Here is a 20235-nt window from a genome sequence, read left to right as displayed (position 1 = left end):
CATTAAATAAACATGTCGGCAATCAAGGATAGCGATGGAACACAGTTACCGCTACCGTGCCTATCCGACAGAAGGGGTAGCGGACGAACTGGAACATCAGGTAAATATTCATCGCCAACTATACAACCACGTCCGATGGGACTACACGAACAGCCCCGTGGATGCTAAGCCGAGTGAGTTCGACCAGAACAACAAACTCCCTGAGTGGAAGCAAAAATGGCCAGTGTTCGCGGAAACGTATTCGAAAGCCGCGCAAGCTACCGTTGCCCGCTTCCACCGCAACCTCTCGAACCTTCGTAAACAAAAAGAGAACGGGCACACCGTTGGTCGTCTCAAACGGCAAGCACCCACCGATTACCGGAGCGTGACGTACAACCAGTCTGGTTTCGACCTCGATGAAAAGAGGGGCCAAGACGGGTTTGCGTACGTTCGCTTCAGCAAAGTCGGATGGGTCAAAATACGGTACTCCCGTCCAATCCCTGCTGGTTCCTCAATAAAGGAAGCCACGTTCAAGAAAGAGACTACCGGTGAGTGGTTCGTTTCCTTTGGGTTGGAAATCGACGACGCTAACTTGCCCGAGAAGCCCGATGTGGACTCACTCAACCCGAGCAACAGCGTGGGTATTGACCTCGGCATCTTGAACTACATCCATACCAGCGACGGGAAGACCGTGGATTAGCTCGATCTCGAAGGCGAATACGAACGACTCCGACGTGCGCACCGCAAACTCTCGCGGAAAGAACATGGGTCGAACAACTACGAGAATCAGCGAGTCGAAGTGGCGAAGGCCAAACGCGACATCCACCGGAAAGTACTGGACTACCAGCACAAAATAACGACGTGGCTCGTCAAGGAGTACGATGCCGTGTTTGTGGAGGACTTGAACGTTCAGAGTATGCTTCGAGCGGATGGAAACGGTCGGAACAAGCAGGATGCGGCGTGGCGACAGTTTATCACTTTGCTTGAATACAAGGGCGATCTGTACGGTACGCACGTTGTGCAGGTCGAAGCAGCAGGGACGACAAAAGAATGTGCGGTGTGTGGTGTGGAGTCATCGAAGTCCATCTGGGTCCGGGAACACTCCTGTCCATCATGTGGGTTTGAGACAGATAGGGATGCGAATGCAGCGATGAACGTCTTGCAAAGGGGGTTTTCTGAACTAGGGCTGGGATGGCCCGAATCAACGCCTGTGGAGACTGTGACCGCTACGGACACCGCTGATCTTCAGCAAATGTCTGCAAGTCACGTCATCGAAACAGGAAGCCTGTCTACGTGAGAACAGGATTCCCAGCGCCAGCGTGCGCAGGGTAACATTCAAACCGCGCCCCGTCCAAGCCGTCGGTATGGTTCAGTGCGAGATGTGCGGGACGGAGGTTTCGTCTCCGAACCGCGTCAAAATCGAGGGAGCCGAACTCGACGTCTGTGACGAGTGTACCGACTTCGGCACGGAGGTCAAGACGGAGGAGACGTCGTCTACGTCGACGAAGTACTCGACGTCGTCCTCCTCGTCATCGTCGTCGAGTTCGTCCTCCTCGTCGAGTTCCTCGGGTGGTGGCGGGTCCGGTGGCCGCCGTCGAGATATGTTCGACGAGATGGACGAGATCGCACAGGATTACCACGACCGGATCCGCAAGGGCCGGGAGTCCCAGGGACTCAGCCAGGAGGAACTCGCCAAGCAACTCAACGAGAAGGCGAGCCTGATCCGGAAGCTCGAACAGGGTAACTCCCTGCCCAGCGACGACGTCCAGAAGAAACTCGAAAGCGCGCTCGAGATCTCCCTGAGCGCCGGCGGCAGCGCCGACGAGACGGAGTGGTCCGGCGGCAGCAGCGACGGCGAGTACACGCTCGGCGACGTCGTGAAGCGGAAGGACTAGGTTACAACTGGAGGTCGTCTTTCTCTACGTCGAGTTCGTCTGCGAGCGACTCGACGTTCGACGAGATACGCTCGATCTCGTCCTGAAGTTCCTGATACCGGTCGCTGTCCTGCAGTTCCCGGTCGGTCTTCTCGACGCGGAGGACGTTGCGCTTGAGCTTTTTCGACGTGAGTGTCCGGAGTCTGTCGTTGTACTCCCGGATCTTGTACAGTCGGTCGACAACCTCTTGGAGGTCGTCGCGAGTAACGGGTTTGACGAGGTAGTCGTCGACGCGCATCTCGATGATGTCGAAGTCGGGGTCGATAGCGGTGACCATCGCGACGCGGCATCGAAGGCCTTTTTCCTCGATCTGTGCGAGCACTTCGTTGCCGGAGACGACCGGCATCCGGCGGTCGAGCAGCACCACGTCGATGTCGGGCGACAGCAGTTCCAGTCCTTCCTCGCCGCTGTAGGCCGTCTGAACGTGATACTGGTCGGATAAATAATCGGTGTACAGATCGGCCAGATGCTGCTCGTCTTCAACTATCAGAACGGTCGGTGTGTCGTCATCCCCTGCTGTCACGGCTTGTCTCGTTTCTTGTCTCGGCCGAAGCGTAATAATTGTCATCCCCGAGCGGTGGACCGAGATGGAACGACAGCGCAGTAGTAGGCACGCCAAACGGCGGCTTCGCAACCTATTTCCCGACAGCAGCCGGTGCGTTTCGTATGTTCGTCCTTGTCAATCTGAAGGCGTACCCGTGTGACCCAGTCGAAGTAGCGACCGCCGCCGCTGACGTCAGCGACGACTCCGGCGTTCGCGTCGCCGTCGCGCCACAGGCCGCACAGATCGGCCCTGTTGCGGAGACCGGCGTCGAAACGTGGGCCCAGCACGTCAGCGCCGTCGAGCACGGCAGCCACACCGGCAGTACGCTCGCCGAGGCCGCTGCGGACGCCGGTGCCGTCGGCACGCTCCTGAACCACTCCGAGAACCGACTCAAACTGGCGGACATCGACGGGGCGCTCGACGCCGCCGACCGCGCGGACCTCGAAACGATCGTCTGTGCGAACAACCCCGCACAGATCGGTGCGGCCGCCGCGCTCGACCCCGACGGCGTCGCCGTCGAACCGCCGGAACTCATCGGCACCGGCACGCCTGTCAGTAAGGCCGATCCGGACATCGTGACCGGCGCAGTCGACGCCGCCGCCCGCGTCAACGGTGACGTGGACGTGCTCTGTGGCGCCGGCATCTCGACCGGCGAGGACCTCGTCTCGGCGAGCGACCTCGGCGCGAGCGGTGTTCTGCTGGCGAGTGGCGTCGCGAAGGCCGACGACCCGCGTGCGGCGCTCGAAGACCTCGTCGAACCGTTACTGTAAAATCGCCGCTATCGCGGTACTACCTTTTCAGTCGCCGTTTCCGTCCAGAAACGCAGATTCGAGTCGGGAGACAACCGACTCTACCTCATCCTCGTCGAGTCGACGGTCGCTCTCTTCTCGAACCAGCGCCGCGAGCCGGGAATCGTACTTCCCGCGGCCAACGTGTTCGACCAGTTCGCGGAGCCGGAGTTCCCTGTTTCGCGCGTAGGCCGCCGTCCGGTCGCCGGAGCCGCCGGCCGAGAAGTGGGCGTTCAGCGGCGTTCCGGGGCCTTGCTCGCGGTAGTACGCGAGCATTCGGCGGGTCTTTCGGTCTAACTCTTCGATGTCGGCTCGCAAGTCGCCGTAGACGGCAGGACCGTCGAAGTCGGACGGAGACTCGTCTTCAGCGGACCCAGTTGCCCCGTTCGACTCCTCGGCTTCGACGGCTTCGGCGATGGCTGCTCTCAGGTCCTCGTCGTCGGTGTCGGTCGTGTCTGTATCGGCCACCCCATTCACTGACACGGCCGCGGCACCGTTGTCTGCGCTGGCCCCGTTCGTCACTGTGTCAGCGTTTGCGGCGTGGCCGTTCGTCTCCGCACCGTCACTGGCGCTGCCGCCGTTCATCGCGGCCCCGTCCTCGGCAAAGGCGCTGAACGCGTCGCCGAACCCGCCGCCGGACGTGGCGTCGGCAGTCTCGTCCGGCTCCGGGGACTGCTCGTCACGGGGGCCGTCGGCATCTGCCTCGCTATCTGAATCCGACGAGTCGGCGAACCGCTCGCGCTGGCGGCGCATTTTCTCCTGTTCCGTCCGGCCGGGGTTGTAGTCCTCGGCCTGGTCCAGCATCGCTTCGGTGAACTGCTCGGCCATCCGCGAGAGGTCGCGTGCGTCCTGCAGTTCCGCCTCCAGTTCGGCGATGCGGGAGTTCTTCTTGTCCAGTTCCTCGCGGAGTTCCTTGATGCGGTTCTCCGTCTCCTGCTGTTCCTCGCTGATGGTCTCCAGTTCGGAGACGAGGTCGTCACTGACGGACTTGAGTTCCGGGCGCTCGAAGTCGTCGAGGCCGGGCGTCGCGCCGGCGTCGAACGTCTGCTTGCGGTGGAACTGGACCCGGCTGACCTGCTCGGCCCAGTCGTTCATCATGAACGCCTCCCCGTCGTCCAGGTCCTCGACGGCGTCCGCGTACTGGTTGTCGAGGATGCGCCCGACCACTTTCGTGTCGTTGTTCCAGGTCAGCCGATGCCAGACCAGCCAGTCGCACTGGGTGATGTAGTCCTTCTTCACGTCGGCCGGGCGCTGGCTGATGCCGACGATACCGAGCCCGTGTTTCCGGCCGCGCTTTCCGATCTTGATGAGCATCTTCCCGACCTCGCCCATCGACCCCTTCTCGGGCATCCACTCGTGACACTCCTCGACGAGCATCAGGAACGGCTGTTTCTGCTTTTTCGCCTTGGCGAACAGTTGCTTGGCGACCTCGGTCAGCAGCGTCTCTGCCTCCTCTTCGTCAAGGAACGACGAGATATCCAGAATGATCGGGACGTTCTGTTCCAGCGCCAGCGAGGCGATCTTGCCGGCGTGGTCTTCGGTGACTTGGATGTCACACTCCTCGTCGCCGCCGACGTGGAGGATCTCGTACTCCTCTTTCAGACCGTAGTACTCGCCATCGATGTCGACGATAAGCAGGCCGAACCCGTTGTCCAGCAGTTTCTCGGCGATGACACTCGCCGTGTTCGACTTCCCGGACCCGCTCTTGCCGGTGATGAACCCCCGGCCGGTCAGCAGTTCCACCACCGGGAGATTGACGGTCTCGCCCGGCTCACCGGTCCCACCCGGCCCCGCGCTCGTCGTCGCGACAGTTATCTGTTCGGTCTCTGCCATGCGTTTCTGTCACGAATGAGACGCGCAGGCCCCATAACTCTCCGTCAGACGCCCATCAGCTATGGAACAGGTCTGGACGCAAGGCAAACAGTTCGAAGCCAGTCCGAGGTTTCGTTCGCTCGGGCTTCAAATTCTCGTGTGCTATCGGGCTTCGGTTACCGACGCCGCTATGACTTCGTTTCGGGCGTCCGACTGGGGTCCCACTCGTCGTAATGGACCAGTTCCGTTCTGTCGATGCGACTACGCCAGCCTTCCCGTTGCAGTACCGGTTCAGCAGGGAAGCCGTCTTCCGGGTAGCCGACACAGAGGTAGGCCACAGGCTGAACGTGGTGTGGAATGTTCAACACCGCACGGAGTTCGTGGGGATACAGAAACGAGACCCAGCCGACACCGATGCCCTCGGCACGGGCAGCGAGCCAGAGGTTCTGTACGGCGAGACACGTCGAATAGACGTCCATTCGCTGCATCGTATTCCGGCCGAGGACGTGTGGCGCATCGCGAGTGGGGTCACAGGTAACACAGATATTCACCGGGGCATCGGTTATCCCCTCCAGTTTCAACTGGCCGAAATCCGATTTGCGCGGCTCCTCGTAGCCTTCGCGTGCGGCGGCTATCGCCCGTTCGGCAATCGCGGCGACCGCTGACTTCGTCTGTTCGTCCTCGATCACGACGAAATCCCACGGTTGCGAGAACCCGACGCTGGGCGCGTTGTGTGCGGCATCAAGGATCCGTGTCAGAACGTCATCGGGAACGGAGTCCGCGGAAAATCGTCTGATATCCCGTCGCGAGTAGATGGACTTGTAGACCGCCTCGCGGTCGCGTGGTCCGAACTCAACCATATCTTCCCTGACAAACGACAGTTGTAAACCGATTGTGCTGACCGACAGTGTCCCGGGTACGACGAGATGCGAACGCGAAACAGACTGTGAGCGGTGCCAGTCAGCCCGAGACGGGGTAACGGCTATTGTGGTGGGACACCTTGACACACTCGTTCGGTGGGGCTGTCCATGGACAGATACGAGACGTTCGTCGAGGACGGAACCGTGTACGTCGGGAGTGACGACGGCCTGCTGGAAGTGGCTCCGCTCGACGACATCGTCACGGCCGCCGGCGGGCCGGCCTGGACGATCACCTACTCCGAGGCCGAGAAGGAGCGGTACGCCGGGATGGATACCAGCGACGAGGGGCTGGTGGTCGACGTAGTCGATATGTTACACGCGATGACCCACAGCCAGCGGTTCGTCGACACGCTGGCCGCGCATCCGACAGCAGTCCCAGCAGACGACACTATCTCACCGCGAGCCGGTCTGTTCGTCGGGAAACTGCTGGAGAATCTGGAACACGGTGTCGCCTAACTAGAAATCCGCGAGCGTGGTCTGGCCGGGCGGGAGTGAAATGTGAGTGTCAGCGGGGCCTCCATCTTCGTCCATCGTATCTCCGGCAGCCTCGCTCTCACCGAACGTTCCGAGACCGACCTGTCCTTCCTCGTCCTGTTCTTTAGCCGTCTCCGAGCTGTTGTCGGCGACGGAGCTATCGGTCGTCTCCTCGGTTCCAGCGTCGCCGCTGAACCCGTCCAGATTGGCCTGCTCGCCGGCCGAGAAATCAAGGTTCGAGACGCGGACACCGACCTTCCGCACCGGGTCGTCGTCGAACTCACCGAGCAGGTCCAGCGCGACGCGCCTGACAAGGTCGGGCTCCTCGACCGGGCCGGGGAGCGACCGGGCGCGCGTGTTCACGTCGAACGGCGGCGTCACGACCTTGATGCCGATGGTCTGGTAGCGCGCGCCCTTTCGCTGTGCGCGGTCGGCGACAGCGTCGGCGAGGGTGCGAACCTGTCGACACTTGGCCTCCATCTCGGCCGTCGCGTCGGTGAACGCGGACTCCCGCGAGAGGCTCTTGGGGTCGCCTTTCGGAGTCACCGACCGCTCGTCCTCGCCGCGGGCGTAGCGTCGTATCTCGCGGCCGCGCTCGCCGAAGCGGTCGGCCAGCAGTTCCGGGTCGGCGGCCGCCAAGTCTCCTGCGGTCTCGATGTCGAGCGAATCGAGTTCTCTGGCGGTGACCGGGCCGACGCCGTGGACGTCCTCGACGGGGAGGTCATCAAAGAACTCCCGGACAGCCCCGGGTTCGACGACGACTAGACCGTCTGGCTTGTCGCGGTCGCTGGCCACCTTCGCGGCGCTCATCGTCGGCGCGACACCCACGCTCGCGACCACGCCCACCTCCGATTCGATGGTGTCTTTCAGGTCTTGTGCCCACGACTCGACGGTCTCCCAGGAGACCTGTTCGGTCACATCCAGATACGCCTCGTCGATGCTCACCTCGCGGACGACGTCCGCTTCTGCATGGAGGATGTCCCGGACATCCGCGGCGACGGACTCGTAGAAGTCCATCTCGACCGGGCGGTAGAACCCAGCATCCTCGACATCGAGAGCCGGGTCCTCGACGGCGTCGACCTTCCGTGGGAGCCGCTCCAGCGCCTCAGAAATCGCCATCGCCGATTCGACGCCGTACGCCCGCGCCTCGTAGCTCGCTGTCGCGACGGCCCCGTGGGTCGCGCCGTTCTCGTAGCCCATCCCCACGACGAGCGGCTCGCCCCTGAGTGCCGGCTCCCGCCGCTGTTCGCAGGCGGCGTAGAAACAGTCCATGTCGACGTGCGCGACTATCTGCTCGGGTCCGCTGGTCCCGGGGAGCCGCGCGGCGTCCATACCCGACGCTACGCGTACTGGCAGAAAATCCCTCCGGCCCTCGCCGGCCCTATCAGGTCAACGTATGGACTGGTACATCGAAACCACCTCGAAAATCGGGAGCAGGGAAAGGGGTGGGGGTGGGGGTGGGGGTGGGGGTGAGGTGTCAGCTGCTCCGTCTGCCGTTAGTTCCAAAGCGATACGTGGCCGGTGGAGTGGCCAGTCTCCACCGGCGATGATCGTCCGCCGATGCCAATCCCGGATGGTACGACGGTCGTTCCCGCCGGGAGCGTAGGAAGCTCCATGTTAACAAAAGTCATGATAATACTTCAATGTTGGCCGAAGTTATGTCCGACTCACACTTTGAGGTTCCCCGGTCGCGCCCCGCTCGAAACGCTTTCAATCCTCTCCCCACGACTGCGACGTAATGACCGAACTGACGGACTCGCTGCCGGACAGACCGCTCTCGACGAGCGAGATCTCGGCCCTCGAAGCCCAGCACGACGACTACGGCTTCGCGCCAGTCGGGTTCTTCCCCGACCTCGACGTGGTAGCCGCGTTCGTCGTTATCATCGACGGCGACCGCGGCTACAGCCTCGGCTACGACCGCGACGGCGACGGCTGGGTCGTCGTCGAGTCCTTCGAGGATGGGGAAGACTTCGCCGGCGTCACCGACCGCCTCCAGGAGTGGATGGGCGACGACTGGGCGGAGTTTGAGGAGGCTGCCGTCGAACCGGAGTGACGGCGTCTGGGAGCTACGAAGATGGCTGCGAGACGTCGACGAAGTTCAAAACGCCTGATAACGCCTCGGCTGATCGTTTTTGCTGACACAGAATGCGGCGGCCGGGATTTGAACTCGACTGCAAATCCTCGCTGTCGCTCGGATTTCCGTAGTTCAAATCCCTCTGTACAGCATTTGCTGTTCGCGGTTGTGCTCACAGCAAAATGCGGCGACCGGGATTTGAACCCGATGGCGAGACTCGTTGCACTCGTCTCGCGTGATTCAAATCCCTCCGTACAGCATCCGCTCGTCACGTCCGTTCCTCGCAGGATGCGGCGACCGGGATTTGAACCCGGGCCATGAGCTTGGAAGGCTCAGGTCCTACCACTAGACCACCGCCGCTCATCGCTTCGCGTCTTCACGGCGTGCCTCGCGATTCCGTCGGAACCGCTCACCACTGCCGCACGCTCACTCGTGCGGACACAGACCAGATGGACTGTGTTTCGCCCGAGTGCGAACGTACACGTCCATAGATGGAAGGCAATTAAGTGCGTTTCCCTTCTGGCTCGACAACCCCGTAACAGTTGCCGCTTGACAGCTCCATCGAGACGAGTCGGAGGTCGCTGTCGGCGACATCGCGCTCGAACTCGGCCGGCGCGTAGATGTGGTAGAACCGCGGGACCGTCTCCCCGCCGGGGAGCGTCCAGTCGACGGTCGTGTCGAAGCCTTCGTCCGCGTCAGGGTCGGCGTCGAAGCTGTCGTGGGCCGTACTCCACGCGCTGACGAGCGCCCGAGCGCCCGGCGCGAGCACGCGGGCCAGTTCGCTCAGACTGGCGCGGCGGGCGGATTGCGACGGCAGGTGGTGCAGTGTTGCGACGTACACCGCGAGGTCGACGGCCCCGGCAGCGAGCGGGAGTCGGGTCGCGTCGCCCTGCAGCAGCGCCACGCTATCGCCGACGCGGTCGGTCGCCGCCTGCAGGAGCGCGCGGCTGGCGTCGAGTCCGACGACGCGATCAGCGACCCCAGCGAGCAGTTCCGCGTGGCGGCCGTTGCCACAGCCGACGTCGAGCGCCGTCCCAACACTGCCGGACCCGTCGACGAACGATTCGACCTCCGGCCAGGCGTACTCCCGGGTCTTCGAGAAGTGGTCGCCGATGTCCTCGTACGTCCGGCGGACGGCGGCCCGCGAGCGCGCCGGGTCGTCGCTGTCGGCGCTCGGGTCAGAGGGTGGCATCGGACGACCGCGTCACTCCGCGCCGTACTTTTCCGGGTAGGCCTCGGCGAGGAGTTCGTCCTCGTCGGCCAGTCGCTCCCGAACCGGGTCGATAACGTCCGATATCGCGCCCGCGGCGGACGGCTTCAGGTCGGCGGGGTGGAGTTCGCCGCTGACGAAGTCCGCTTCGACCTCGTCGTAGCTTTCGTAGGTGAGGTCGCCGCCGTACTCCTCCGGGCGCTCGACGACGAAGGACTCGCCGCGGACGTCCAGTACCGGGAAGACGAGATGATTGAGGTATTCCAGCACGCCGTTCTCCTCGACCTCGCCGGCCGGGCAGTACGCCTGCCCGATTTTCTCGTCGACCTCGGCCGGGCTGTCGGTGAGGTTCACCTTGGACGCTTCGTCGGAGGCGCTCATCTTGCCGCCGGAAAGGCCCGACAACAGCGGGGCAAACAGGCAAATCGGCGACTCGCCGCCGTGGTTCGGGAGGATTTCGCGGGAGAGCATGTAGATGCCGCGCTGGTCGACGCCGCCGTAGGCGATGTCGGCGTCGAGTGCCTTCACGTCGAGCGTCTGCATCAGCGGGTAGATGAGCCCGCCGAGGTTCGGGCTGTCGGACTCGCGGACGACCTCGCTGGCGGCGCGCTGGGTCCGCGAAATGGTCGTCTCGGCAGCCATCCGGTACATCTCGAGCGTGTAGTCCTCGTCGAGCTGGAAGTCGGTCCCGCGGACGAAGGTCACGTCTTCGGGGTCCGCGCCGGCTGCTTCAATCATACCCTCGATGGCCGTCTCGTAGTAGGCCGAGCGGGCATCCAGCAGGTCGAACGGCGACTTGTTGTCGTCGAGGTGGGCGTGCAAGTCAGCGATGAGAACCGTCACGTCGATGCCGGCCCGCAGGAAGTCCGCGAGCTTCCGCATCGTCGTGAAGTGACCGATGTGCATCTCGCCGGTCGGCGCGTAGCCGATGTACGCCGACGGGTCGCTCTCCTCGAACAGCGTTCGCAGTTCGTCCTCGGTGACGACCTCTGTGGTGTGTTTCGTCACCAGATCGAGTCGCTCGGCGGTATCCATACCGATGTGTGGCCGGTCCGGCGATTAAAACGTTCCTGTCCGGTGTGACGGGCTGTCGGGGTGGGCCGTACTGTTTTACGACAGCGGGGCACAATCGGGGGTAGATGTCGCTCCTGTTCGACCACGTCATCGGGTCCTTCGACCTCGACGACGCCACGCTGTGTGTCCCCGATGACGACGCCCTCGACGACCGCGGCGATGTCATCCCCGCACGGCCCGTCGCCGAGTTCGCGAGCCACCACGACGGACTCGCCCACCCCGAGGAGGACTGGGTGTGCATCCCGCTGCACGAACCGGGTTCGGCGCGGCTCACCGGCGAGTTCGTCGCCTTCACCGACCACTCCCTTCACGGCGGAATATTCGTTTTCGAGCGCGACGGCGAACGTGACTTCGTCGACGCGGACGACTTCGGGGCCACGGGACTCGCCGACCGGATCCGCTTCTGGCACTCCGACTACGTCCCGGAGACGTACCCGCCCTCCTACGACTCACCGATAGACGACAGTGAGCCGCCGCGGAACCCGATACCGCGAGATGACCTGATTGCGGGCCTTCACGCACACGTCGAACGCGAACGCGAAGCGACTCGCCAGCACAACCGAGAACGGGCCGAGCGGCGCTCGCCGGGCGAGGTGTACGAGGCCGGTGGCGACGCGGTTCCCGACCTCCACGCACGGGGGAGGGACGACGGAACGTACCGGTTCCGCGTCGACCCGCCCGCCGACGTTGCCGCCGAATGGAGCGGCGACTGGGCCTTCGTCGTGGAATCCGTCTTCGGCATCCACCAGGGGAACGAGGTGCTGGTCCACGACGTGGACGGGTCCCGAGCGACCGGCCCGTTCCCGGTCGCGGCGACGGTCGAGCGTATCCGCGGGCGGTCGGTCTGGCTCGCGGTGAACTGGGCCGAGGTCGACGGCGCGACGACACTGGAAAGCGCGCTCACCGACGGTGACGCCACCTACGGACTCACAGCATTGCTCAACCCCGTTCCGTTCGACCGCGAACGGGAGGCGGTCGAGGCCTTGTCTGACCACCGCTTCCGGGACGTGCTCGCCGGCGACCGGCCGATAACCTTCTCGAACGGGGCGGCCGCCCGGAGCGACCAGTTCGACGGGGAACTGAATCAGGAGCAGCAACTGGCCGTCGAGCACGCGCTGCTGGCCGACGACCTGTTCTGTATCCACGGCCCGCCGGGAACCGGGAAAACTCGGACGCTGGTCGAAATCGTCCGGCGGGCCGCACAGGCCGGTGAAGACGTGCTGGTATGTGCGGACTCGAACCAGGCCGTCGACAATCTCGTGGCAGGGTCCTCGACGGATGACACGGTGGACCCGCAGTCGCTGCACGCGTACGGCCAGCACGGCGACGGCGACTACACCCTCGACCGCGTGAACGCGGGCCAGTCGTCGAACGGCGTCGTCCGGCGGGCCTACGGCGACGTACCCGGACGGGCCGACGTGGTGGCGGTGACGAACAACAGCGCCGCCACGCTCGCCCGGGAATTCGACCTGGTCGTGCTCGACGAGGCGACGCAGTCGACCTGCGCGGCGTCGTGTATCCCGCTGGTCCGGGCCGACCGCGCCGTGCTCGCCGGCGACCACCGACAGCTCCCGCCCTACAGCGCGAGCGACGAACCGCCGGCGTCGAGCTACGGCCACTCGCTGTTCGAGCATCTCTACTCCGACGGCGGCGTCTACGACGGCGTCGGCCTCCAGCTCCAGACCCAATACCGGATGCACCGGGACATCGCGTACTTCCCGAACCGGCGGTTCTACGACCGGACACTGCGGAACGGCCGGGCCATCGACCCGCTTGCGGACCGGCCGGCAATCGAGGGGTACAATGTCGGCGGCCGGGTCGAAACGGTCGGTCACTCCAAATCGAATCCCACCGAAGCCAGACTGGTCGCACATCTCGTTCAGGACCTGCTGTCGGACGTGCCCGCCGAGGAGATTGGCGTCATCACACCGTACAGCGCACAAGTGTCTCGCATTCGTGAAACACTCACGGAGCGTACTGACGATGCGGACAGCGTCACCGTCGACACTATCGACTCGTTTCAGGGCGGTGAACGAACGGCCATCGTCCTCTCGCTCGTCCGGAGCAACGCAGCCGGGAACGTCGGGTTCCTCGGGCGACCGGTCGACGGCCCCCGACGGTTGAACGTCGCGCTCACGCGGGCGAAGCGCTACTGCGCCGTCGTCGCCGACTGGCACACGCTCCGCTACGACGCCGACGGGAAGTGTACGGACCTCTACAGCGACTTCTACCAGTTTGTCTCGAACACTGACCGCCTGAACGACGTGGACCCCGAGTTCATTCCGGTATAGCCGGCCAGTTACCGCCCTCCTGCGATGGGTCCAAATACGTCCGACCCAACTGTCTCACATGTACACGGGGAAAACAGAGAAGGCCTGCTGTCTGTGCGGGAATCCCGACACGAAGACCCGTCTGGACCTGCCTCCGCGGGCGGTCCCACTGCTCAAGCACGCCGACCCCATCGCCTGGCAGGACATCGTCGGCGAGGTGTCAATCTACTTCTGTGACTCCGACTGGGAGACGGTGCGGGACCTCGTGTTAGAGACCGGGATGAGTCCGCTGTCCCGGTGTAACGCCGCCCGCGCCTCCTTCGACCTCCGGGAGGACTTCGAAGCGCTGCTGAACGACATCCGGGACGAGCCGGACCACACGGAGATCGAAGCGGAGATGCGCGCCGAAGCCGAGGAGACGCTGGCGAACCGCGACGACCCTTACGTCGAGGAGCGGGACCTTGTCGAGGCCCGCGTCATCGAATGGGTCTTCGAGGACACCGAGGTCGAGTAATCCTACGAAGGCAGCGGTACCGCTTTCGTATCCAAACTGTTTTGACCACCCACAGCCGTGTGTCAAGCGATGACTGTACGCGTAGGTGTGCTCGGTGCGACTGGCGCAGTCGGGCAGCGACTTATCCAACTGCTCGACCCCCACCCCGAGTTCGAAATCGCAGCACTGACGGCCAGCGACGCAAGCGTTGGCGAGACATACAAGGACGCTGCCAAGTGGCGTGTCGACTCCCCGATTCCCGAGGACGTGGCTGGGTTAGAAGTCCGCGCCACCGACCCGGATTCGGTACCCGACGACGTCGATCTCATCTTCTCCTCGCTTCCGTCGAGTGTCGGCGCGGAGGTCGAACCGGAGTTCTGCGAGGCCGGCTACACTGTCTCCTCGAACTCCTCGAACGGCCGGATGGACGAGGACGTGCCGCTCATCATCCCAGAGGTCAACGCCGACCACGTCGACCTCCTCGAAGTCCAGCGCGACGAACGTGGCTGGGACGGCGCGCTCCTGAAGAACCCGAACTGCTCGACCATCACGATGGTGCCGCCGCTGGCCACCCTCGACCGAGAGTTCGACCTGACCGATGTACGTGTCTCGACGCTTCAGGCCGTCTCCGGCGCGGGCTACTCCGGCGTCTCGTCGATGGAGATCATCGACAACGCCATCCCGCACATCGGCGGCGAGGAGCAGAAGATGGAGACCGAATCCCGAAAACTGCTCGGTTCGTTCGACGGCGCGGAAGTCCATCTCAACGAGATGGACGTGGCAGCCTCCTGTAACCGCATCCCGACGCTCGACGGCCACCTCGAAAACGTTTGGGCCGACACCACGGAGGACATCTCCACGGCTGATGCCGAGGCCGCGATGGAGTCGGCTACCGGTATCGACCTGCCGTCCTCGCCGGAGAAACTCATCACGGTGTTCGAGGAACCCGACCGCCCACAGCCGCGACTGGACCGCAACGTCGAGAACGGCATGGGCGTCGCAGTCGGTGGGTTCCGCGAGACGACCGACGGCGTCCAGTTCAACTGCCTCGCGCACAACACGATGCGGGGTGCCGCGGGCGCGAGCGTGCTGAACGGCGAACTGCTGAACAAGCGCGGCTACCTGTAAGGGCTATTGCGTTCGATTCAGCGATAGCACTTACAGCGCAATCTGGTTCCTGAGCCCGTCCCACTCGCCGGTTCGCTCGGCCCGCTGGACGTTCTCGGCGACGATATCTGCCAGTCGCTCGTAGTAGCTCGGCGTGTGACCGGCGTTGTGTGGCGTAATGAGGACGTTCTCGAAGTCCCACAGCGGGTGGTCGCCGGGCAGCGGTTCGGGGTCGGTCACGTCCAGCGCCGCGCCGTCGATGTGGTTGCGCTGGAGCGCACTGACCAGCGCATCGGTATCGACAACTGGGCCGCGGGCGACGTTGGTGAGCACCGCGCTGGGAGGCATCGTCTCGAACACCTCGGTATCGATGAGATGACGTGTCGCGTCGGTGAGCGGGCAGGCGAGACCGACGTACTCCGTGTCGGCGACGGCCTCGTGGATGTCGTCGAAGCCGTACACCTCGTCGGTCGGACCGCCCTTCTCCGGCGAGTAGCGAACGCCGACAGTTTCCACGTCGAATCCCTGGACGCGGTCGACGATGGCTTCACCGATCTCGCCGAGTCCGACGATGCAGACGCGGCTCCCAGCGAAGTCGTCGGTGTGGAAGGACTGCCAGACGTGGTCGCGCTGGTGGCGGCGGGCGGTGAAAAAGCCCCGGGCGAAGGCGAGCCACGAGCCGACGACGTTCTCGGCGACGTTCGGCCCGTGGACGCCGGAGGCCGTCGTGAGCGCAATGTCGCGGTCGGCCAGTTCCGAGAGCGGGAGGTGGTCGTATCCGGCGTATGTCCCTGCAAACAACCGCAGCGAGTCGGCAGTGTCGACCAGTTCCGGTGAGACATCGTTGCCGGTCAGGACCGTCGCGTCCGCGATCAAGTCCCGCTCGGCCTCGGGCGTCTCCGCGACGGCGATGTCCCACTCCGGCAGTCGCTCCCGGAGCGCTGCCGCGTACTGGTCGACCGGCATTCCGTGAACGGCGTATCGGGTCACGACGATGTCGGCCATTGAACCCCTCCTGTGGCGTGCGGAACCATACCGGCTGTCCACGCGGGGGCCTCAAAACGGTGCCGGCAGTCTGTTGACCGCGCTCCGGAGATATTGTTAGTATTACTGTATTTAGAGAACGGAGGAATTACCAGTCTAGATTAGTAAAATTTGTACTAATAGTATACCGATATCTTAGCATATTTGTAGGATGACCAACGTAGAACTTCGAAGGAATGGGGAGACCGACGAGCGTTGCGGTAATTGATGACGATACGGACTATAGACAGCTCTACAAACTTTGGCTTCCGGAGGAATACGAGGTTATAGAGGCCGGTAACGGCCGTACGGGGTTACAGCGGATTGACGACTCAATCGATGCGGTACTGCTGGACCGGCAGATGCCGGAACTAGACGGCGAAACCGTCGCCGCAAGACTCAGACAGCGGCCAGTTACCCCTGCGGTCGTGATGATAAGCAGCGTCAAGCCGGACGTGGATATTCTGGACATTCCCGTCGATTCGTATCTCAGAAAGCCCGCCGACCGGGATACCCTGTTGTCGGTACTCTCGGCAGTTCAGCGCCGGTGCGAATACGAGACGCAACGCCGGGAGCTCCTGGGACTTGCCGACCGACGAGCCACAGTCGCTGACGCAGTACGGGCGACGGCACTCGCGGAGAGCGAAGCGTACAAGCGGGCCGTCGAGCGGCTGGAACAACACGACGTGTCGCTTGCCGACACAGTGACCGAACCATAGCCTAATGTGGCCCAGTTGGGACGGATTGCTGTAGATTAGTTTCGGCTAGCTCCGGCCCCGGGGTCGGAACATCCCGGTAAATCGCTCTAAGACCCGTATCAGTCACAGGAGGGCATCAGACCGCGGATTCGATGCAAGACAATAGGTTTTAGCGGGCGCGGGACGCCGTAGCGGGTATGGAACACGTAGACGTCGCCATTGTGGGTGGTGGCCCGGCCGGGTCGTCGGCGGCCGAGGCTGCAGCCGACCACGGGGCCGACGCCGTCCTCCTCGAAAAGGGGGTCCCCAGAGCCGACCGCGAGGGGGCGGGGCCGGACTCGACGGACGCCGCCGGGCTGCTCGATTACTGGTTCGACATCATGGGTATTCCGCGGTCGGAGTTCCCCGAAGACGTGGTGCTGAGTGAACTCGACGGGGCGAAGTTCTACGGCCCCTCGACGGAGATGACGCTCACGGAGACCGGTATCAGTTCCAGCGCCGACGGCTTCGGCATCACGTTCCACCGGGCGCGGTTCGACGACTGGCTCCGCGAACGGGCAACGGAAGCGGGCGCGGACTACCGCGTCGGCGTCAGCGTCACCGGCGTCGAGACCGACCTGGGGAGTTCGCCGCGACACACCGTTCGGCTGGCCAACGGTGAAGACATCGCCGCTGAGTACGTGATTCTCGCGGATGGCCCACAGCGGACCGTCACTGGCGGGACGCTCGACCAGTTCCTCCCGGCCGGACAGACGATGGCCGACATCATGCCGTCGAACAAGGCCAACCACATCGCCTATCAGGAGCACCGACGGATGCCCGAGGAACTGTTCACGCCGGAGTTCATCGAGTTCTGGTGGGGCATGATGCCCGGCCACACTGCGTATCCATGGATTTTCCCGAACGACAACTCCGTCGCGCGCATCGGTCTGACGATGCCCATCGGGCTGGATATCGATGCCTACGACCGCAGCGAGTGGGACCTACTCAGAGAAAGCGACGACAGCATCCCACAGGGCCGGCAGTACATCGAGCGACTGCTCGAACGGGAGTTCCAGGCGTACGACCTCGAGGACTTCCCGCTCGTCGAGGACCGTGGGAAATCGAAGGGGACGGAGACGTACCCTATCTCCTCGACTCGGCCGATAGAGTCCCCGGTGGGTGCCGGCATCGCTGTGGCCGGCGGGGCAATGGGGACCACCTCGGCGTTCCACGAGGGCGGCGACCACGTCGCCGTTCGCACCGGGAAAATCGCCGGCCGCCTCGCCGCGAACGACCGCCTCGAACGGTACAACGACGCCTGGCACGACGCCATCGGCGACGAAATCCTCCGGAACGTCACCTTCGCGGACATGGTTCGGGACTGGCGGCCCACCGACTGGGACCGGGCCTTTACCACTGCCAATGACCTGATGGACGCTCGCGGAATCAAGGCCGACGCGGCGCTCCGTGGCGGCCTCAACGGCATCAAGATGGTGTTCTCCTACAAGCGGAAGAAGTTCTCCTACCGCAACGGCAAGTACGTCCAACTGCGCGAGGACGACTACGCCGTCTGAACGTCACCCTTAGGTGTGCGACCGGCGAACTACGAGTGCGTGCCTTCAATCCCCGACTGAGACCCGTTACCGGGACGATGACGACCCGGAGAACCCGGGCACGCGACATGACCGCGGTTCATACCGCACTTGGTCGCCGTATCCGGCGACCCGCCAGACGGTTGCACCGTCTGGGCGTTCGGTGATTACGCCGTAATCACCCGCGCTCGCGGCTACCGCCGCTTGCGCATCTGGTCGCCTTCCGGCGACCCGCCCGGCACGAGGGTTTGCCGGCTGACGTGGCACACCGCCGAGGATGATGCCGGACGTTAGTGTTCCGGGCGATATTCTGCTGATATATAGGAGCTATGTCTGAGACGACCAGTGGCAGTGTCCCCCGGGTCGAGACCGCCAGAAAGAGAGCAACCAGACAAACAGTCCCGCAGTTCGATCATAAGACGGGGATGAAACGGTCATTGAGGCTAAATCGTCGCTCTCGACGGACTGCGAATTAGTGACAGGAACAGTGGGAACCGACTCGCAAACCGAAAGTAGAAAATGTTGCTACTATCATGGCTTCAGCGGCCACTGGATCTGTCCGTCGCGTCGGCTCAGTTCGTACTTGAGCCAGCGAGTGAGTAGTTCGACGAAGGCCTGTTCGTCCTGTCTGAACTGGCCCGACCGGGAGTCACGAGCAACGAAACAGACCGTCCCGAACAGTTCACCGTCGACTTCGATTTTCGCACCGAGGTAACAGCCGATACCGTACCGCTGGTATGCGGGGTCGTCACCCAGACCCTGCTGCTCGGCGTTGTAGACCGAGAGCAGACCGTCGGATTCGACAGTCCGTCGGCAGTAGGTCTCGGAAAGCGATGTGATGTCGCCGGGGGCAGTGAGAGACGGTTCGCCGCTGGTAGCGATGATTTCATGCGTTCCTGCCTTGGGATCGATTGCGACGAGATGGCCCTGATCGACGGCAAGATACTCGACACCGAGTTCCAGTACGTCGACTAACCGCTGTTCGAACCGTCGGTCTGTATCGTTCGTGACCTCGTAGAGTTTCTCTCGGTAGCGTTCGGCCGTCGCCTGTAGCCGCTCCCGTTCGATCTCCTCCGTGATGTCCTTGACCACTTTCGCAAAGCCACGGGAGTCGCCGTTTTCCCGGAGTTCAGTGATGGTCACATCTGCCCAGAACGTGCTCCCGTCTTTCCGAACCCGGAGCCCGCGGTCGGTGGCCTTGCCGCAGTCCCCGGCTTCTCGCAGCAGTTGCTCGGGAATGCCGTCGGCCACCTGTTTCTCTGTGTGAAACGTCGAGAAATGCTCACCGAGGATATCAGATTCCTCGTACTGCGTGATCTGTTTCGCACCGGCGTTCCACGACTGGATGAGGCCGTCGGGGCCGAGCAGAAACAGCGCATAATTCTCGACCGCATCGACGAGTAGCCGGAACCGCTCGCGCTCGTGTCGCAGTTGCTTGTCGAGTTCTTCGCGGTCAGTTCGGTCACGGACCACGCAGACGGAGCCGTCATTTTCGATACTCGCGACGGTGTGTTCGCCGATGAACTGTGTCCCGTCGGCGCGTTCGAGCAGTGTCTCACCCGTCCACGTCCCGTTCTCGTTGACAGCCGGGAGGATTTCATCATCGACCGTTTTGAGGCTCTCTGCCGAGTGGATTTTCTGCCAGTGTTCGCCCAGAAGCTCGTCGCGCTCGTAGCCGAACGTGGCCGCGTAGGCGTCGTTCAAATAGGTGAACCGACCCTCGTCGTCGAGGGTGCTGATGCCGTCCCAGGCCGCGTTCATTGCGCGGTGACCACGCGTGACTTGCAGTTCGTCTCTGCGGGCTTCGACCGCGTTTTGCACCCTGTTCGCTAGCACCGTGTACTGGGACGTTCCCGGTTCCTTCTGGATATAGTCCGTGACTCCTGCGGAGATTGCTTCGGCCGCGATCTCTTCGCTGCCCTTCCCAGTGTAGAGGATGAACGGAAGCTTCGGTGCGTCCTCGCGAATCCGTTCGAGGAACTCCAGCCCGTTCATGCCAGGCATATCGTAGTCGCTGATAATACAGTCATACGTGTCCTGCGGGCGGTCCGTGATGACCTCGTCGGCCCGCATCGCGGTGTCGACGCTGAATGAATCCATGGCCCGCTCGAGATATACCGCAGTTAGATCGGCAAAGTCCGGTTCGTCATCGATATGTAAGACGCGCACTGAACCAACCATCTGTTTGAATGTTGTGCAAAAACGCTAATAAGACGTTTGTCATTTCAAAGTAATATAACCGATTCAGGTTCTGCTACTGG

At 63.2% G+C, this 20235-nt stretch carries 17 protein-coding genes, 1 tRNA gene and 1 pseudogene; 10 read left to right on the top strand and 9 right to left on the bottom strand.

All coding sequences use genetic code 11. The features are described from left to right. The first annotated feature begins 34 nt into the window (after positions 1-34). Together VI340_RS04780 and VI340_RS04775 are read left to right on the top strand one after the other, a co-directional pair. Positions 35-1276, top strand: a pseudogene (locus VI340_RS04780) (RNA-guided endonuclease InsQ/TnpB family protein). A 67-nt stretch (positions 1277-1343) separates the two neighbouring features. Next, positions 1344-1874, top strand: a complete 531-nt coding sequence (locus tag VI340_RS04775) for a multiprotein bridging factor aMBF1 (RefSeq protein WP_023843198.1) — start codon at positions 1344-1346, stop codon at positions 1872-1874. 1 nt (position 1875) lies between these two features. Here VI340_RS04775 and VI340_RS04770 read toward each other — a convergent pair whose 3' ends face one another. After that, positions 1876-2481, bottom strand: a complete 606-nt coding sequence (locus VI340_RS04770; RefSeq protein WP_023843197.1) for a response regulator — start codon at positions 2479-2481, stop codon at positions 1876-1878. Between the two features lie 98 nt (positions 2482-2579). On the opposite strand from VI340_RS04770, the gene tpiA reads away from it, so the two are divergent. After that, complete coding sequence (tpiA, locus tag VI340_RS04765) at positions 2580-3227, top strand: triose-phosphate isomerase (protein WP_014040003.1); 648 nt, start codon at positions 2580-2582, stop codon at positions 3225-3227. A gap of 27 nt (positions 3228-3254) precedes the next feature. Here the strand turns inward: tpiA and VI340_RS04760 are convergent, their stop codons facing one another. Both VI340_RS04760 and bluB read right to left on the bottom strand, forming a co-directional pair. Then, the gene (locus VI340_RS04760) at positions 3255-5078 is read right to left on the bottom strand and encodes a helicase HerA domain-containing protein (protein WP_336357906.1); all 1824 of its coding nucleotides are present in this window, start codon (positions 5076-5078) and stop codon (positions 3255-3257) included. Between the two features lie 167 nt (positions 5079-5245). Beyond that, positions 5246-5917 carry a 5,6-dimethylbenzimidazole synthase gene (gene bluB / locus VI340_RS04755; RefSeq protein ID WP_008309913.1) on the bottom strand — a complete coding sequence of 224 codons (672 nt, stop codon included), beginning with the start codon at positions 5915-5917 and terminating at the stop codon, positions 5246-5248. Between the two features lie 168 nt (positions 5918-6085). Between bluB and VI340_RS04750 the strand changes: the two genes are divergently transcribed. Beyond that, positions 6086-6433 carry a hypothetical protein gene (locus VI340_RS04750; RefSeq protein ID WP_336329673.1) on the top strand — a complete coding sequence of 116 codons (348 nt, stop codon included), beginning with the start codon at positions 6086-6088 and terminating at the stop codon, positions 6431-6433. Here the strand turns inward: VI340_RS04750 and dinB are convergent, their stop codons facing one another. Then, positions 6434-7783, bottom strand: coding sequence for a DNA polymerase IV (gene dinB / locus VI340_RS04745; protein ID WP_336357905.1), 1350 nt, complete (start codon positions 7781-7783; stop codon positions 6434-6436). A gap of 406 nt (positions 7784-8189) precedes the next feature. On the opposite strand from dinB, the gene VI340_RS04740 reads away from it, so the two are divergent. Next, the gene (locus VI340_RS04740) at positions 8190-8504 is read left to right on the top strand and encodes a hypothetical protein (RefSeq protein WP_008309918.1); all 315 of its coding nucleotides are present in this window, start codon (positions 8190-8192) and stop codon (positions 8502-8504) included. A gap of 310 nt (positions 8505-8814) precedes the next feature. Here the strand turns inward: VI340_RS04740 and VI340_RS04735 are convergent. From VI340_RS04735 to VI340_RS04725, 3 genes are all read right to left on the bottom strand, one after another. Further along, positions 8815-8885, bottom strand: a tRNA-Gly gene (locus tag VI340_RS04735). A 142-nt stretch (positions 8886-9027) separates the two neighbouring features. Beyond that, positions 9028-9717, bottom strand: a complete 690-nt coding sequence (locus VI340_RS04730) for a class I SAM-dependent methyltransferase (RefSeq protein ID WP_008309919.1) — start codon at positions 9715-9717, stop codon at positions 9028-9030. A gap of 12 nt (positions 9718-9729) precedes the next feature. Then, positions 9730-10770 (bottom strand): tyrosine--tRNA ligase, encoded by a 1041-nt coding sequence (locus tag VI340_RS04725; RefSeq protein WP_336357904.1) that lies wholly within the window; start codon positions 10768-10770, stop codon positions 9730-9732. 104 nt (positions 10771-10874) lie between these two features. Between VI340_RS04725 and VI340_RS04720 the strand changes: the two genes are divergently transcribed. The 3 genes from VI340_RS04720 (at position 10875) to asd (ending at position 14700) form a co-directional block, all read left to right on the top strand. Then, positions 10875-13100, top strand: a complete 2226-nt coding sequence (locus tag VI340_RS04720) for an AAA domain-containing protein (RefSeq protein ID WP_336357903.1) — start codon at positions 10875-10877, stop codon at positions 13098-13100. A gap of 58 nt (positions 13101-13158) precedes the next feature. Then, positions 13159-13593: a hypothetical protein gene (locus VI340_RS04715; protein WP_008309925.1), complete on the top strand. Its 435-nt coding sequence runs from the start codon at positions 13159-13161 to the stop codon at positions 13591-13593. Positions 13594-13662: 69 nt separating this feature from the next. Beyond that, positions 13663-14700: an aspartate-semialdehyde dehydrogenase gene (asd, locus tag VI340_RS04710; RefSeq protein WP_336357902.1), complete on the top strand. Its 1038-nt coding sequence runs from the start codon at positions 13663-13665 to the stop codon at positions 14698-14700. Positions 14701-14730: 30 nt separating this feature from the next. Here the strand turns inward: asd and VI340_RS04705 are convergent, their stop codons facing one another. Beyond that, on the bottom strand, positions 14731-15684 hold the full coding sequence (locus VI340_RS04705) for a D-2-hydroxyacid dehydrogenase (protein WP_008309927.1): 954 nt from the start codon (positions 15682-15684) through the stop codon (positions 14731-14733). 215 nt (positions 15685-15899) lie between these two features. Between VI340_RS04705 and VI340_RS04700 the strand changes: the two genes are divergently transcribed. Together VI340_RS04700 and VI340_RS04695 are read left to right on the top strand one after the other, a co-directional pair. Beyond that, positions 15900-16421, top strand: a complete 522-nt coding sequence (locus VI340_RS04700) for a response regulator (RefSeq protein ID WP_008309928.1) — start codon at positions 15900-15902, stop codon at positions 16419-16421. Between the two features lie 176 nt (positions 16422-16597). Beyond that, the gene (locus VI340_RS04695; protein WP_008309929.1) at positions 16598-17956 is read left to right on the top strand and encodes an NAD(P)/FAD-dependent oxidoreductase; all 1359 of its coding nucleotides are present in this window, start codon (positions 16598-16600) and stop codon (positions 17954-17956) included. A 549-nt stretch (positions 17957-18505) separates the two neighbouring features. Here VI340_RS04695 and VI340_RS04690 read toward each other — a convergent pair. Then, entirely contained in the window at positions 18506-20155 is a 1650-nt protein-coding gene (locus VI340_RS04690) for a PAS domain S-box protein (protein ID WP_049942922.1), read from the bottom strand. Positions 20156-20235: the final 80 nt, after the last annotated feature.

It is taken from the genome of Haloarcula sp. CGMCC 1.6347, assembly GCF_037078395.1.
In the GTDB taxonomy this organism is placed as follows: Archaea; Halobacteriota; Halobacteria; order Halobacteriales; family Haloarculaceae; genus Haloarcula; species Haloarcula amylolytica.
This window is presented reverse-complemented; position numbering and strand designations above follow the sequence as displayed.

Bases quoted from the DNA above. Each gene is read 5' to 3' on its own strand.
- VI340_RS04775 (WP_023843198.1), top strand. From the start codon at position 1,344: ATGGTTCAGTGCGAGATGTGCGGGACGGAGGTTTCGTCTCCGAACCGC.
- VI340_RS04770 (WP_023843197.1), bottom strand. From the start codon at position 2,481: ATGACAATTATTACGCTTCGGCCGAGACAAGAAACGAGACAAGCCGTG.
- tpiA (WP_014040003.1), top strand. From the start codon at position 2,580: ATGTTCGTCCTTGTCAATCTGAAGGCGTACCCGTGTGACCCAGTCGAA.
- VI340_RS04760 (WP_336357906.1), bottom strand. From the start codon at position 5,078: ATGGCAGAGACCGAACAGATAACTGTCGCGACGACGAGCGCGGGGCCG.
- bluB (WP_008309913.1), bottom strand. From the start codon at position 5,917: ATGGTTGAGTTCGGACCACGCGACCGCGAGGCGGTCTACAAGTCCATC.
- VI340_RS04750 (WP_336329673.1), top strand. From the start codon at position 6,086: ATGGACAGATACGAGACGTTCGTCGAGGACGGAACCGTGTACGTCGGG.
- dinB (WP_336357905.1), bottom strand. From the start codon at position 7,783: ATGGACGCCGCGCGGCTCCCCGGGACCAGCGGACCCGAGCAGATAGTC.
- VI340_RS04740 (WP_008309918.1), top strand. From the start codon at position 8,190: ATGACCGAACTGACGGACTCGCTGCCGGACAGACCGCTCTCGACGAGC.
- VI340_RS04730 (WP_008309919.1), bottom strand. From the start codon at position 9,717: ATGCCACCCTCTGACCCGAGCGCCGACAGCGACGACCCGGCGCGCTCG.
- VI340_RS04725 (WP_336357904.1), bottom strand. From the start codon at position 10,770: ATGGATACCGCCGAGCGACTCGATCTGGTGACGAAACACACCACAGAG.
- VI340_RS04720 (WP_336357903.1), top strand. From the start codon at position 10,875: ATGTCGCTCCTGTTCGACCACGTCATCGGGTCCTTCGACCTCGACGAC.
- VI340_RS04715 (WP_008309925.1), top strand. From the start codon at position 13,159: ATGTACACGGGGAAAACAGAGAAGGCCTGCTGTCTGTGCGGGAATCCC.
- asd (WP_336357902.1), top strand. From the start codon at position 13,663: ATGACTGTACGCGTAGGTGTGCTCGGTGCGACTGGCGCAGTCGGGCAG.
- VI340_RS04705 (WP_008309927.1), bottom strand. From the start codon at position 15,684: ATGGCCGACATCGTCGTGACCCGATACGCCGTTCACGGAATGCCGGTC.
- VI340_RS04700 (WP_008309928.1), top strand. From the start codon at position 15,900: ATGGGGAGACCGACGAGCGTTGCGGTAATTGATGACGATACGGACTAT.
- VI340_RS04695 (WP_008309929.1), top strand. From the start codon at position 16,598: ATGGAACACGTAGACGTCGCCATTGTGGGTGGTGGCCCGGCCGGGTCG.
- VI340_RS04690 (WP_049942922.1), bottom strand. From the start codon at position 20,155: ATGGTTGGTTCAGTGCGCGTCTTACATATCGATGACGAACCGGACTTT.